At 46.3% G+C, this 15761-nt stretch carries 11 protein-coding genes; 3 read left to right on the top strand and 8 right to left on the bottom strand.

The features are described 5' to 3' along the window. Positions 1–11: 11 nt before the first annotated feature. Entirely contained in the window at positions 12–992 is a 981-nt protein-coding gene (locus MKY23_RS04670) for an alpha/beta hydrolase (protein WP_339835743.1), read from the top strand. Positions 993–1123: 131 nt separating this feature from the next. Here the strand turns inward: MKY23_RS04670 and MKY23_RS04665 are convergent, their stop codons facing one another. From MKY23_RS04665 to MKY23_RS04635, 7 genes are all read right to left on the bottom strand, one after another. Continuing rightward, positions 1124–2482, bottom strand: a complete 1359-nt coding sequence (locus tag MKY23_RS04665; protein WP_260510949.1) for an amino acid permease — start codon at positions 2480–2482, stop codon at positions 1124–1126. A gap of 625 nt (positions 2483–3107) precedes the next feature. Beyond that, on the bottom strand, positions 3108–3566 hold the full coding sequence (locus tag MKY23_RS04660) for a GNAT family N-acetyltransferase (RefSeq protein WP_339835740.1): 459 nt from the start codon (positions 3564–3566) through the stop codon (positions 3108–3110). A 137-nt stretch (positions 3567–3703) separates the two neighbouring features. Continuing rightward, the gene (locus MKY23_RS04655) at positions 3704–5092 is read right to left on the bottom strand and encodes a DUF1963 domain-containing protein (protein ID WP_339835737.1); all 1389 of its coding nucleotides are present in this window, start codon (positions 5090–5092) and stop codon (positions 3704–3706) included. Between the two features lie 20 nt (positions 5093–5112). Beyond that, positions 5113–6294 carry an alanyl-tRNA editing protein gene (locus MKY23_RS04650; protein WP_339835735.1) on the bottom strand — a complete coding sequence of 394 codons (1182 nt, stop codon included), beginning with the start codon at positions 6292–6294 and terminating at the stop codon, positions 5113–5115. Between the two features lie 526 nt (positions 6295–6820). After that, positions 6821–8968 (bottom strand): hypothetical protein, encoded by a 2148-nt coding sequence (locus MKY23_RS04645; protein ID WP_339835732.1) that lies wholly within the window; start codon positions 8966–8968, stop codon positions 6821–6823. A gap of 489 nt (positions 8969–9457) precedes the next feature. Beyond that, complete coding sequence (dhaK, locus tag MKY23_RS04640; protein WP_154891147.1) at positions 9458–11227, bottom strand: dihydroxyacetone kinase subunit DhaK; 1770 nt, start codon at positions 11225–11227, stop codon at positions 9458–9460. After that, on the bottom strand, positions 11228–12367 hold the full coding sequence (locus MKY23_RS04635; RefSeq protein ID WP_090917434.1) for a glycerol dehydrogenase: 1140 nt from the start codon (positions 12365–12367) through the stop codon (positions 11228–11230). It lies immediately after the preceding gene. Between the two features lie 367 nt (positions 12368–12734). On the opposite strand from MKY23_RS04635, the gene MKY23_RS04630 reads away from it, so the two are divergent. Together MKY23_RS04630 and MKY23_RS04625 are read left to right on the top strand one after the other, a co-directional pair. After that, a complete protein-coding gene (locus MKY23_RS04630) occupies positions 12735–13766 on the top strand; it encodes a PocR ligand-binding domain-containing protein (RefSeq protein WP_339835728.1) in 1032 nt (343 codons plus the stop codon). A gap of 106 nt (positions 13767–13872) precedes the next feature. After that, the gene (locus MKY23_RS04625; protein WP_339835725.1) at positions 13873–14862 is read left to right on the top strand and encodes an aldo/keto reductase family protein; all 990 of its coding nucleotides are present in this window, start codon (positions 13873–13875) and stop codon (positions 14860–14862) included. 6 nt (positions 14863–14868) lie between these two features. On the opposite strand, the gene MKY23_RS04620 is transcribed toward MKY23_RS04625, so the two are convergent. Next, the gene (locus tag MKY23_RS04620) at positions 14869–15744 is read right to left on the bottom strand and encodes a LysR family transcriptional regulator (RefSeq protein WP_154891144.1); all 876 of its coding nucleotides are present in this window, start codon (positions 15742–15744) and stop codon (positions 14869–14871) included. Positions 15745–15761 lie beyond the last annotated feature (17 nt).

Below are 15761 nucleotides of genomic sequence, written 5' to 3'. Positions count from 1 at the left end.
GAGGAAATAAAATGAATCAACAACAACCGTCGATCGAACTCGGTTCGACATTTAAAGATCAAATTAAAAAACATAAGAAGCTATTATGGAGCCTGGGGATTGCACTCGTACTTATCTTAAGTGTTGTGTTCTTCATATCTTATAAAGTCGTAGACATCCTCTTACACCATCCAAGAGATACGAATGTCAGCTATGAATTGAACATGGATAAAACGCCCTATGAGTTCGTTGAGTTCAAAAGTTTAAAAAGTGATAATACGATAAGAGGCACCTTCTTCCCGGCAAACATTTCTTCAGGCAAAGCAAGTAACAAAACGCTTATTGTCGTGCATGGATATACAAGTAATCGCCTCGTCAAGGGACGTACACCAAAATTGGCAGAGCATTTTATCCCGAAAGGTTATAATATATTGGCCTTTGATCTCAGTGCACAAGGTAAATCCGATGGCGAGATGATCACACTCGGTCTGCGAGAGAAATATGACCTGCTTGCAGCAGTTGATTATTTGAAATCCAGAGGCGAGGTAGGCGAGCATATTGGGGTCATTGGCTTCTCTATGGGTGCTGCGACGTCCCTGCTAGCTACAAGTGAAAGTGATGATATTGAAGCTGTCGTGGCGGATAGTCCGTTTCGTAATGCCGGTTTATTTTTAAGAGAGGGTCTGCCTGTATTCTCCGGTTTACCAGCATTCCCATTCGGTTATACCTCCACATGGATGGCTAATTGGGCCTTCGACGTAGATCTTGATTCTGTGTCGCCTATGGATGCAGTGAAGAAGATGCAAAATAAACCGGTTATGCTCATTCACGGTACTGGAGATCAACAGATCAGTTATACAAATTCAGAAAAGATCTTTGAGAACTTGAAGGATAACCCGAATGCAGAGGTATGGTATCCAGCAAATACCGAACACATTGATGCTATCAATCATTATCCAACGGAGTATTTTGCAAGAGTGGACCGTTTTATGGATAAGTATGTAGGAAAATAATTTAATCTGTTAAAGTCAGCAGTATAATCAAAATCATCTTTTCTAAGAAACAACATAGATATGCTTATCAAAAAAGGTACAGACATCTCAACAATGTGAGATCATCTGTACCTTGTTTTTACTTAGCCTCTTTAAGCTGATTTGTTATTCATCTTACGGAATCGAATCAAAGACCAGATCGTCAGCAATGCAAGTACACCGAGACAGATGCTAATACTGAACCGGTTGCCTTCATCAAACACAAACATCAGAGCAATGACGCTCAGGATCAAGACAACCGCCCCGGTGATATAAGGGAATCCCCATACCTTGAATGTAGGCTGAACCGGATACTTTTTACGTAATTTCAGCTGAGAAGCAGCGATGCAGATCCAGACCAGAATCACGACAAATCCCGGAACAGCAAGCAACACTCTAAACAGCTGATCTTGGGCAAACAGTCCTAACAAGGAACCTGCCAGCAGAACAACGGTACACACCAGCAACGTATTAATTGGGCTACCGTTGCGGTTGGTTTTGGCGAGTGCTTTAGGCGCCTCCCCGCCGACGGCCATAGAATGCATCATGCGGGATGCCCCGTAGATACCCGAGTTCGCTGCGGACAGCACCGCCGTCACCAATATAAAGTTCATAATATGTGCAGCACCCGGCAGGCCAGTTGATGCCAGTACCTGTACAAACGGGCTACTTTCCGGCCCAATCTCGTTCCATGGAATCAGACCACAGATAATCAGAATCGGCAACGTGAAGAACAAAATGATTCTGAACATGAAATTGCCCACGATCTTGGGCATCACTTTCTCCGCATTTTCCGTTTCCGTCAAGGTCAGGCCGATCAGCTCCGATCCTCCATACGAGAACATAACCACAAGCAGTGCAGAGAAGATCGATGTCAATCCGTTCGGGAAGAACCCACCCGCCTGCGTGTAGTTTTGTAAATATGGTGTGTTGTCACTTGGAATAATACCAAAGATTAGCCCTGCCCCGAGCACGATAAAAATAATAATCATCGCAATTTTGATCCCGGCCAGCCAAAACTCAAACTCACCGAACACACCCACGCTGAGCAAATTCACCAATATAATAAATGCCGCACACGCCAGACTTAGCATCCATAGTGGTACGTCCGCGAACCAATATTGCAGGAAACTGCCCGCAGCAATAACCTCGATGACACATACCGATAACCACAAGAAGCAGTACATCCATCCCATAATAAACGAAACTCGGCTACCGAACGCTTCCTGTACAAAATCTTTCATATTTCTGTTCTTGTACACCGTAGCCATCTCTGCCATCGCAGCCATAACCACAAGCAACAACAGTCCGGCAAAAATGTACGTTACAATAACACCTGGGCCTGCAAGTCCAATCGTACCTGCACTGCCTTTAAAAATGCCTGTCCCAATAACACCACCCATCGCCATAAAGGTAATGTGTCTGGGTTTTAATTTTTTCTGTAATGATTCTTCCGTCTGAGTCTGAGCCAATTGAAATCCTCCTGAGGTACAAAAACGTCTGTAATCCTTGTCTATTTTTGAGCAATATAAAGTCCAGTATACCCTATCCATGATGAAACAGCCCACCCAATCTGTATGGCCAATTCATCCCAAACTTATGACATGCCTATGATTTATACCCTTTAAGTGTACAAAGTAATCGGTATGTTGCCCATGTTATCAAACTATACCCTATTCCATAAAGTAGCCATGCATCCAGATTGGCGGTAAACGTCCCCCAATCACTGGTGATATACAGCAAAGGCAGCAAAAGAGATATACCCAAAGCAATTGTCCTACTGCACCATTTCGAAGCATACCAGCACACACCCAGAATCACAGCCAATATGGGACACAATACGAATCCAACGAACAATGGGTTCATTCCTTCAAACCACCAGTAGAGCATTCTCCTGCACTCTCCATTCTTTGGTGCGTCACAGCGTTCAAACCCCGAATTTTAGTTTATCACTTTTTACGCTGTATGAACTGTATCAAATGTTTCATTTTTTTCTTCAAATCCATAAACACTTCAACACATAAATAAACGTCAAAAGCCAGCCTCCCCTATACTAGAGAGACTGGCTGTTTCCGTTTAGATTCATCATCTATAAGGTTATCCAATAACTTTGGTCATAAATGTACTATTCGGGTCTAAAATATAGTCCGCAAACGGCTCGCAATATGCAAAACCAAAGTCTTCATACAGCTTGCGTGCCGGGATAAAAGAATCCATTGAACCTGTCTCCAGACTGATACGCTGATATCCGCGAGACGTAGCCTCTTCAATAATGTGAGTCAAGATTCGGCGAGCTACCCCTTTACGCAAGTGGGCGGCAGCCGTACGCATCGATTTCAGTTCAGCATGCTCCGCGTTCAGTTCCTTGATCGCCCCGCAGCCGAGCAGTTCCTCTCCGTCCCATGCACACCAGAACGTAATCTCGGGTTTCTTCAGTCCATCCAGATTCAGTGCATGTATACTTTCCGGCGGCGAATCCGCTGCCATGCCCATCAAATGTTCCGCGATTAGCGCTTTTACCTGATCTCCATTCAAATCATCCACTCTTATTTCCATCGTTCCCACTCCTGCCGACATTTTGTAATTTATCTCTCTCCACGAAGCTGATCAATGATTATATATTACAACGATGTCAGGTTTTATGACAACAGTCACTTCATGCTGGAAAACGATAAGAAAGTGGGTGGATTATATTATGATTGCTGATACGATACTGCTGTCATCTGGCATGGCTCACACGCAAACATGTAATACACACCTTCACCATTCTCCTGAATCATCTCACCGTCCAACTGTCCGATAGCTTTCATCGTAGCAGAGCAGGCTGGACATACTGGATAATCTGCATCTTGCACCCAGCCGGGGTGACCCCCAACCTGTGATATAGAAGGTTCCATTGCCCACTCACTGCCATGATAAGGCTGACGCGGTTCCGACGCGATACGGAACCAACGTCGCTGTACCTGCTCCTGCGCCCCTTCTGACCACTCTCCCTCGCCAGCAAGGCTACCTACATTTAAGCTACTTGAGCTAACTCCCGAAACATCTACGCTCATCTCTTCTACATCAATTTCATCAAATCCGTCGGGCTTCACATTATACTTACTCCAGATCGGATTCCCTTCTGCATCCATTTCCATGTACACCACGCTGTAACTGCTGCATACCAAGCAGGTCTGCACATCAAGTTGTGGAGAGTTCCAGTGAACAGACCGAAGCGATGGATGTTTCACATGTAAATTCATTAAGCTGATAAATGAACTACCACACCATGGACAAAGCTTGGAACTTGGCACAAGTAAAGAAATCGGAGAACCATTCAGGTTCTCACTCTCGCCTGCCTCTACATCACTGTGTTCTGCTTCATACAATGAATAACTCGGAGTGATGAACAATTCTCTGCGTTGACCTTCTTCGGTTAACTCCCAACCCGCCTGCAACGTGTAACGCTCAGGTGCGACATACAGCTCGCTGGCCCACAGGGGCGGAGCCTGCCTCCACTGCAAGAACTGTTGTACAACCACTTCGTCACCGATATAAGCCAGCATGATCAGAAAGTGGTTACGATTCTCCCCATCGTTGTTCACCTGCTGAATCAGATGATCTCGCGTCTCGCCAGAGGCGCTTTTGAACAAAACCGCTGGATAAACAATCTCCCGCTCCAAAAGTTCAGGAATTTCCGACGTCAAGGGCAGATCATGATAACAAACAAGATACTGCAAAATATCCTTACCGCCGTCCTCGTCATCTGAGCGGATCAACTCCATTGCGTAACGCTTCATCTCATGTTGCTGCTCTGCTGTAAGGGACAGATACACTTGTTCCATGGAGTACATATACGGTACATATCGAATAAGTTCGTTATATGTCCGGGGTTCATGCATGATTTTCAGAATCTGCGCTACATCCGTAATGCCCTCATACAGATTGACATCGCGCCGATTCGCCTCAATATAACGCTGGTGTGCCTCCCGTTCCATCTCCTGTTTACAAGGCATACAATACCCACCTGTTTTAGCTGCTGTTGCTGGTAAAACCATATGGTCGCATCCTTCGCGTACACATGGAATACGTTCAGTCATGCTTCCGCCTCCTTCAACCTTTAGGAATGGTGTCCAAGCTGCTCCTTGGTGAATTCGTAAAACGCAAGCGCATCCTCACTGCTCGCAAATCCTGCCTGAGCTATTTTCTCGCTGCCGCCACCTTTGCCTTGGTAAGCCCCGAGATTTCCTTTGAAAAACGGCCCGCACGCCCATTCTGGCGGCTGTCCATTCTGTGCCAGCACAACCTTCGCTTCCGAGATGCTGGCAAACAGCACCAAACCTTCATGCTCTTCCGTAAGTTTGGTAGCCAGGCTTTGCATGTCCTTGAGTGATTTGTCCTCGAAAATCTGGGCAATAACCAGCCCTTCACGTGCCGCAAGCAGTTCCTCTGCATAGTAAGCGTCGTTGGTGGATTTTACAGCATTCAGCTCGCTTTGCAGCTGTTTCTGCTCCTGTTCCATTTTCTCAATACGCTCCAGAAGCTCGTCCCGACTTGTCTTTAATTTGGTCGTAATGCCGTTCAGCACCTGCTGAATTGCCGCGAATTCGTTCAAAGCTCTCGTACCGCATTTAAAATAAATTCGTGTGTTACTCTTGATCTTCTCCGTTTTCAACAACTTAATGATGCCAATTTCGCCTGTTGCCGCCACATGTGTACCACCGCAAGCATTGTATTCCACACCCTCAATCTCCACGATGCGAATGTCCTCCGTCACCGTTGGTTGCTTCACTAAAGGCAGTCGCGCCGCCTCTTCCGCGGTAACCCAAGATGAGCGAACCGGAGCATTACGAACAATCTGCCGATTCACCTCTTGCTCGACTTCAGCCAGTTGTTCCGGGTCAAGAGTCTCTGTAGCTACATCAATCGTTGCATAGTCCGTACCCAGGTGAAAACTGAGTGTCATCGCATCCGTCAGTTTTAGTGTAATTGCCGATAACAAATGCTGGCCCGTATGTTGCTGCATGTGGTCAAATCTTCGCTCCCAATCCAGTTCACAGTGCACTTCATCCTGCTCCGGGAAACGTTCCAGCTTATGCCACACTTCACCGTCTTCCAAGTTCACATCCAGAACCGCAATGCCGCCAATCTGTCCCAGATCACACGGTTGTCCGCCTCCATGCGGATAAAATGCCGTCTCGGCGAGCGTAACGTATACGCCATCTTCTTTCGTCACTCGATTGGTAATATGTGTATGCCACTCGCGCGTGTACGCAGCGTCATAGTAAATTTTTTGAGTCATTGAATGGATTCGTTCCCTTCTCGTTCAAGTAAGTTACATCTACTCTCAGATTACACTATTTCCCATAGCTAAAGCCAATATTGCTACTTCGCTCTCCACTTTCATGTAATTGAGATCTTTCTGTAGACTATAAACTATCTATTAAATTCTATGGTTCCGGGTCTACTCAATATAAAAATGACCGCTCTGTAAGCCATAGCCTACAGAGCGGTCTATATTCTATCCAACGTTTCATCTGAAAATGTTGGATATGTAGCCCTTTGATTACACCGGAACAGAGATGACAGACGAATGCTCGCTTTTGTAGACACCAAGAACAAAGCAGACAGAAAGAACCTGGAGAAGCGGAGCGCTCGCATTTATCACCGGATTGTTCCCTTCAGGGAATCAATCAACATAATCCGGGGATAAGGGCGATCGTAAGGTTTTCTGGCTGTGACGTTCCCGTGTGTCTACCACAACCAGCATAGTCAGTCATCGGAGTGGTCAAGTGTAATCTAAAGGCCACGCCATATCTTTTTTCACATTAAACCAAGTTCCAGAAGAGAACGGTATTCGCCACCGTCACCATCGTAAACAGCAACGTATTCACAAATGCCGCGAGCCATACATTGTTCGTTTTCTCAAACAATTTGCGTGCGTATACGGCAGCGATGATCAGACATGGCACCAGCGCGAACAACAGAATGCCGTTCAGTGCTTGAGTTGGATACAGCGCCACACCTGTCATAAAGTCTTTGCCATACTGTGCCAGCATCCACAATACCAAGCCACCAACGTTCAAGACGATAGCCAGGAACATACCGCCGCGTTTGCCGCGGGTATTTGCATTCAGAGCAACAGCACTCACAAAGTAATAGATCAGGAACAGTGGTGCATAACGCAGTGCAGTCACGAAATGTGCCTGTTCAAACGTACGTACCGCAAACGTCCAGATCCGGAAGTCGGTTCCGAAGATGGCCTGTACCGCGAACAGTAGTGCATACCCGATGACAATAGCCAGTACAGCTGTCACAAGGCTGGCAATGATGGTTCCGATATTCAAGCTGATTCCGTAATCACTGAAACGAGTGCCCGCATCCTTTTTGGAGAAATAGTGGAATGCAAAGGTCACCAGAATCATAATCAATGCCGATACCAGCGCCCAGTATACAATCTGGTTCGTGGTTGGTTCATTGAAATATGTGCCTGTAACGACAATTTTGTTTGCATAGTTAAACACAATCCACATCACGAGGGATACAATAGCCAGTAGTACGCTACCTACGCCCATATTTTTCATCCGGCGGCTTGCCGCGTAATCATTCTTTTTGCTTCCAGCCAAGACAAATCCAATGACTGCACCAAGCACACTTGCGATCAACAAGATCAGAGCAATGATACGCAATACATTCAATCCGTCTGCCGATTTATCCATTAGCGTTGGGAAAAGAATAGCCGGGATCAGCGTGCTGAACGCAATCGCGAGCCAGTAGATCGTTTTTTGCTTGCCACTTACGGCAGCGGAAACTGTTGCGATCTCGTTGCTAACAGCCTTACGCAGCAATGGCAGTCTAAGTAGCAACGTAATCAAAGGCACGATCATCAGGAAGAAACCGATCAAGGCTACAAAGTTAAAAGCTTCCTTCGCCCACCAGATCTGATTTCCCGATCCCAGATTCACATTGGTCTGGTTCGGTGACGTTACCCCATTGAAAGCATGCGCGTAAAAGTCGATCAGATGTCCCGTTGTTGTTGGCGAGAAATGGTTCCACGGGTGAGTCTGATTCGGTGTGAACATGATGTGCTCACCTGTTTGCGAAGGACGTACCACTTTGCCATCAACCATCAGGTCACCAGACTGAACTTCAGTAAACTTGTCTGTTTCCGCTCTTGGCGCATCTGCAGCCAGTCCGAGGAATGCTTTACCCGAGATCGTTGCGGCAAAATCTTTGCGCATCACGGTACCTTTGATTTCTTTTTCAGCGGCTGTCTTCTCTTCGTCGGATTTATTGAAGAAAAACTCGTCATATTTACCCGCAATCATCCCTACTGTACGGCTTCCAAAAGCTGCTTGCAGCTGATCTTGCGGAGCCACGGCTGCCGCATACGAATAATCCGCGCCTACAGAGATTCCTGTATAGATCATGCGGTGACCAGTTTGCAATGCAGTCATCTCATCCATGTACATGGAGAGCAGTGTCGAGAATCCGCCCATGGAGTGACCGCTCACAGCAACATATGCGTTACCTTTATCATCTTTTTTGGTGAAATCCTGATCATAGATATATTTAGCTGCATCGAATTGAGAATAAATCCAGAACGTGCCGAACATATCTTTCACCGGAATAGGAGCACTCCAGCGGGAATCCCCGTGATCATACATATCGAGTGCGAGCACGATGTAACCACGTCTGGACATCTCAATGGCAGGTGCATCCTGCATTTCTTTCGTGTTCAAATAACCATGTGTTGTAATGATGACCGGTCTTTTGTCATCAGCACCCGCGCCTTTTGGCATGTACAGCAGACCCGATAATGTTCCGTGGTCAGCCTGGAATTTGATCTCTTTAACCTTGACGGAATAGAAGGATGTGTTGAACATGCCGGCAAACAAGCTGCCGAAAATAACCAGAACGAGTGATAAAACCAGCAACCCCTGCGGTTTTTTCAAGAATGATGTGACTGTTCTCATTGGTTGGCTCCTTTAGTAATATAAAATGCGATATAAGTTGAACTCCATATATTTACACATGCACTTCGATGACAGAATAACCTTCCGATCGCTGTTATCCCCAGATTTTTTGATTCCCTTTTAAAAAGGGAAAATCCGGTGATAAAGGCGAACGCTTCGCTTCTTCAGGTTTTTTCTGTCCTCTCCGTTATTCTGTAATTTAATAGTTCAAATTATATAGATAAATAGATATCACTATGCATACGCTTCCGTTCAAATAATGAGCGAAACAGCATGTCATAATGCAGTTAACAATACAAGCCAACAATAAATCTAAATTTAATTATTCAAATTCGATGTAAATGAGTACATGTAAATATTGACTCACTATGGCCTAAAAAAGGCACACATAACGACGCCGGACTCCGGCGCCGTCACCTGTGTCAATTCGGTTCTGTATAGTTCTGTATAATCTATATCGTCATTCAAGCTATTTTAATGAATTCTATCTTACTTCAAAGACTCGGACAGTTCGGTGAAAATAACACCCAGCGCATACGCGCCAGCATCCGGATATCCCAAACTTCGGTCACCGACCGTACCTGCGCGTCCCATACGTGCTACGATATCTTCCGTTTTCTTCGCACCTTCTACCGCTGCGGCTGCACCTTTGGCAAACACAGCTTTGAAGTCATCGCCAGACTCTGCACTTTGCGTCCAGGCATCTGCACATGGGACGAGTGCGTCGATCAGTGTTTTATCCCCTACAACCGCACCGCGTCCGAAGGAACGCTCACCTGTTGATTGAATGCCTTGTACCGCTGCCTGCATCATTTCAGCAAACTCAGCGACATTCAAATGTTGCTTCTCACCTACCGCTTTGCCCGCTGCACGGAATGCCGAACCCCAGATTGGGCCGGATGCTCCGCCGCAATACTCCATGATGACGAGGGAGCACGCATCGAGGAATGAGCCGATATCTTTTTTCTCTTCGTTAACGATGTGGTTCCACTCACGCTTCAATTGACGGAAGCCTTTGGCTACACTCATCCCGAAGTCGCCGTCACCGGCATGGGAATCCAGTTCACAGAACGGCACTTCGTTCTTGATGATGATTTCGCCCATTTTATCGATCAGGTAAACCATGTTATCCAGTGAGAACTGATTATTTTCAACAACAGCTGCTGACGCATCCGTCTGCACCTCATAGGATACCGGAGCATCCTCCGTCACAACTGCTTCCAGCGCTTCGGAGTAAGCAACTTGTGCCACTGGAGGGCCAGACACCTTGAATGCAGGTGTGTCGCTTTCCTTAAACAACAAGGTTTTCAATTCATCATCCAGCTTCAGAATGGTAACCGATGCTCCCGCCATGTCGATACTGGTCATGTAGTTGCCCACGAAAGTCGTCGCTACGTTAAGACCTGTATGTCCTGCAAGCTCACGTTGCACCGAGTTGTTGAGCAGGTACAGCTCTTGCAGAGGTGTTGCACCAAAACCGTTCACAAGCACAGCGATCTCGGCAGACGCATCCTGATCCAGCTTCATATCTTTGAGCAATGCGGACACCATACGTCCTGCAAGTTCGTCTGCAGATACGATTTTCTCACGTCGAATACCTGGCTCACCATGGATCCCTACCCCGAACTCCATCTCGTCTTCCGCGATTTCGAAAGTTGGTGTTCCCTTGGCAGGAACCGTACAAGACGTGAATCCAAAACCGATACTGCGCACGTTCTGCGCCGCTTTCTCGGCAACAGCCTTCACTTCTTCCAGGCTACGTCCTTCTTCCGCTGCTGCGCCGGCAATTTTATGAACCAGAACCGTTCCAGCCACGCCGCGGCGTCCTACCGTATACAAGCTGTCTTGCACAGCAATGTCATCTTCCACACGTACATATTGCACGTTGATGCCATCTTCTTCAGCCAGATGTGCTGCGTTTTTGAAGTTCATCATGTCGCCGCTGTAGTTTTTGATGATAAGCAGTGTACCTTTGTTGCTTGCCGTTGCTTTGATCGCTTGATATACCTGGATTTGGGAAGGGGATGCAAATACATCTCCGCATACCGCTGCATCCAGCATACCTTTACCGACATAACCAGCATGTGCTGGCTCGTGACCGCTACCGCCGCCGCTAATCAGGCTGACTTTATCCGCCTGAATCTCTCTGCGTTTAATCACTTTATATTTTTTCAGAAATTCCAGCTCCGGGTGCGCAAGCGCAATCCCGTTGCACATTTCCATGACAACATGTTCAGCTTGGTTGATGATTTTTTTCATTTATTTTGCCTCCTGGCGTGCTTTGTACTCCCGTCCGATTCGGTCAGCTGCTGCAATCGCTGCGGCTACTTCAGGAACAGTAATCGGGAATGGCATCGCGTGGATAGATTCCTCTGGAATGCACGCAATCTCCGCTACTTTCAACAATTCTTCTTGTGTAATGGTTTCTACGCCGATATCTGCCAGACTTACAGGCAATCCTACGGAAAGACAGAAATCCATCACTTGGTGCAACTCTTCGGTTGGTGCATTTTCAAGAACGAGCTGCGCAATCGTACCGAAGGACACTTTTTCACCGTGGAAATAGTGGTGTGTGCCTTCCAGAACCGTCAGACCATTGTGGATCGCGTGAGCTGCAGCCAAACCGCCGCTTTCGAATCCAAGACCAGACAACAGGATGTTCGTTTCTACGATGTTTTCCAGGGCTTGAGTTACCACGTTGCTGTCACTCGCTACTTTTGCTTTGGCGCCGTCCGTAAGCAACATTTCGTAACACAATTTAGCAAGTGCCAGTGCTGCATTCGTTCCTACAGCAGAAGGTGTGTACCCTTCACGGGAACCCATTGGCAGACTTGCATTCACACGGGAGTAAGATTTTGCTGTTGCTCTTGCCTCGAAGTAAGTTGACAACGCATCTCCCATACCGGATACGAGGAAACGTGTTGGTGCATTCGCAATAACCGTTGTATCTACGAGCACCACGCTTGGGCTTTGTTTGAAGTATGCATAATCGTCAAAAGAACCTTCCGGTGTGTACAATACTGCCGAGTGGCTTGTCGGTGCGTCTGTTGCTGCAATCGTTGGGCAGATGATTAATGCATCACCTTCAGCAACACATTTTGCCGCATCAATGGCTTTACCGCCACCGAGACCGATCGTGCATGTACAGCCTTTTTCTTTCGCAATTTCTTGCAAACGAGCAACTTCCTCACGTGAACATTCGCCTCTAAAACCGCTTTCAACAAACGTGATATTGAATTTTTCTGCTGTTGCATCCAGCTTGGCTTTAACACGCTGTACATCGTCCGGGTGTGCAATCAACAACGCAGAATCTCCGAAGGATTTTACGAAATAACCCAGGTTCAACAATTCGTCTTCGCCTTGCACGTATTTGGTTGGGCTGATAAATGCTTTTCTCATAATATGATATGCCTCCTAGAAATAGATTTAATAGAATGTCTTGCGCAGCAACACTTGTCCTTCTTGACTTGATTTCAGAGGTTAAGGTGCCTCGCTCCGTGTTACATCAAATTTTAATTGTTGCAATTGACCTAAATATAACGCAGAAGCAAGAGGTTTACAGTGGACTTTGATAACAAATTATTATAATTTGCAATCGTAATTTTTTGCTTTTTCGCATAATCGTGGTATGTTATTGTCATGAGATGGTTGAATTATGACCTCCCATGTTCCATTACCCGTCCTGTTCACGTCTTAATATGTACAACTTTCAACTTTTTAACGACTCTCCGATCGATGAATTCGGTCTGCCACGGAGGTTTTTCACATGATTAAAGAATATCTGCACATCAATAAAATACTGGATCTGGACAAGTGGAAGCGCCTTCAGGATTCCCTCGCCACCGTCACCAAACTTGCTATTCTTACCGTTGATTATAAAGGTATACCCGTGACCAGCCACAGTAGCTGTCAGGCTTTCTGCCAGAACGTTCGCAAAGATCCTGAGCTTCTTCCCTACTGTCAAAAATGTGATTCTCGCGGCGGTTTGGAGGCTGTTCGCCTTAACGAACCTTACGTTTATCTCTGTCATTTCAATATCATTGATATTGCGATTCCGATTACGATAGATGGGAAATATATTGGCGCGGTGATGGCTGGACAAGTCAAACTGGCTGACCCTGAGAACGGGAACGATCTGGAGCAGATCGTGACGTCCAAAAACGTTCCGATGCATGATGCGAAAATGAAGGAGTTACAGGCAGAATATGATCAATTGCCCGTCATGACCTATGAGGAGATTGTAAAAATTTCGAATATGTTGTCGCTACTGTGCAACTATATTGTAGAAGAAGCTTTGAATAAAAATCTGCTAGTCGAGATGTTCGAGAAGGCTTCTGGCAATCAGGAGTCCGTTAACTTGTCCACCATCCTTCCGGGTTATTCAATCCGCAATATTGAGTCAATCAAAAAGGAAATGACCAATGCCATTGCGGATGCTTATCTCAAAAACAGCCCAAGTGATACGGAGAGCCTCAATCCGGTACTCCAGCCTGCTTTTGAATATATCCATAGCCATAAAAGTGAACAAGTATCGTTAAAACAAGCAGCCGATCTGTGCCACCTGAGTCCAAGCTACTTCAGCAGGTTATTTGCCAAGGAGACCGGAGAAAACTTCACCACCTATCTCGCCAAGCTCAAAGTCAAGTGGGCCAAGCAGCTGCTGGAGGTCACGGACATGCCCGTTTCACAGATCAGCGATGAGCTGGGATTTAATGAATCGGGGTATTTTATTAAAATATTTAAAAAGTTCGAGGAAATCACGCCTGCCCTCTATCGTAAATATATTCAGGAGAGCTGATTAACCTGTGATATTTTTTCCATATCAATCATGCGCTTAATAGATATTTCACCTAATTATCTGCACTTGCTACAATGGAGTCCAGATGAGTAAGGAGGCATGACAAATGGAATATCGCAAATTAGGAAACAGCGGTTTAACCGTCAGTGAGATTTCGCTGGGCAACTGGATTACACATGGATCACAAGTTGATGATCCAACAGCACAAGCTTGTGTCCAAGCTGCATTGGAGGCAGGTATTACGACATTTGATACGGCAGACGTATATTCGGATACCAAGGCGGAAACTGTGTTGGGACAGGCTCTCAAGGGAGTACCAAGAGAGAGTATTGAACTATGCACCAAAGTCTGTCATCCAACCGGCCCAGGTCACAATAACAGAGGACTTTCCCGCAAACATATTATGGAAGCCTGCAGTGCTTCATTACAACGATTGCAAACAGATTATATCGATGTCTATTACGCTCACCGCTATGATACACACACTCCACTGGAAGAGACATTCCTTGCGTTTGCTGATCTTGTTCGTCAAGGCAAGGTTCATTATATTGGGGTTAGTGAATGGACAGCTGCTCAGATTGAGCAAGGCTCCGCACTAGCTAAAGAGTTGCGTGTACCTTTCATCGCAAGTCAGCCGCAGTATTCGATGTTATGGCGTGTAATTGAGCAAGAAGTTGTGCCCGCAAGTGTACAGGCAGGTCTGGGACAGATTACATGGTCTCCACTCGCTCAAGGCATACTATCGGGTAAATACCTTCCGTATGAAGCAGTGCCACCCGGATCACGAGCAGCAGCCCAAGCAGGGAAACCCTTCTTCAACAAGCTCGCCGGTCGTTGGTTACACGATGATGTGCTGACTGCTGTACAACAGCTTCTTCCTCTAGCGAAGCAACTAGGTTTGACTCTTCCTCAACTCGCTGTTGCCTGGGTTCTTCATCATCCCTACGTCAGCTCAGTGATTATTGGGGCATCCGGGCCAGAACAAGTACTGGAAAATGTGAAAGCTTCCGGTGTGAAACTGGATCAGGATATCCTCACTCGAATTGATGAAATATTAGGAAAATGGATTGAGAGAAATCCTGTCCTGACGGGTTAATATAGTTTAGTCGCTCTTGTCCATGTGTATAAAACGGGTGACCACACCCTGATTCATGTCCGTCCGCCATGCCATGTATAAGGGCACGGAGGGCGGCTTTTCTATTAAAGGTAAAAATACCACACCTCTGCGCTGAAACACCTCCACCGAAGAAGGAACAATGGAAACTCCCATGCCTGCAGCAACGAGGTTCACAATCGTATACATCTGGATTGCTTCCTGCGTAATTCGCGGTTCTACCCCATGCTCCCTGCAAAACTCCCGAACGAGACGATGAAATGGTGAGCCCAAATGGCTAGGGAACAAAATAAAATCCTCTTCCGCCAAGTCAGTAATCGACACTTGAATCTGCTCTGCCAAAGGGTGATCGTCTGGAACCACCACCATTAACGTTTCTTCCTGGAAGATCCGGAAAGACACATTTGGCTTATGCTCCTGATATCGTAAAAATCCAATATGGATCTGTCCATCTTGCAGTGCCTGCAGCTGTTCAGAAGATGTCATCTCACGCAGTGTAATTTCGATCTGTGGGTACGCTACTCGAAATCGCCTTAGCATATCGACCATCATACTGCCTGAAGCCGAATCCACAAAAGCTATCGTTATATGACCAACGATGCCTTGGTCAACCTTCTGTGTGAGATGGATAGATCGTTCAAGCTGAGCCAAAATTAGTCTTGCCTGATCTAGAAATACGGCTCCCGCAGGTGTTAGCCTAACCATCTTTTTCGTACGTTCCAACAGCTTAACACCTAGTTCTTCTTCTAGATTTTGGATCTGTTGACTCAGCGGCGGCTGAGTCATATTTAATCTTTCGGCCGCACGATGGAAATGAAGTTCCTCCGCCACGGCGATAAAGTAGCGTAACTTTCGAATATCCATTACACCTGATACACCTC

The organism is Paenibacillus sp. FSL R7-0272 (assembly GCF_037969905.1).
GTDB classification, from domain to species: Bacteria; Bacillota; Bacilli; order Paenibacillales; family Paenibacillaceae; genus Paenibacillus; species Paenibacillus polysaccharolyticus.
Note: the sequence above shows the minus strand (reverse complement) of the source record. Positions and strands in the feature narration are given on the sequence as shown.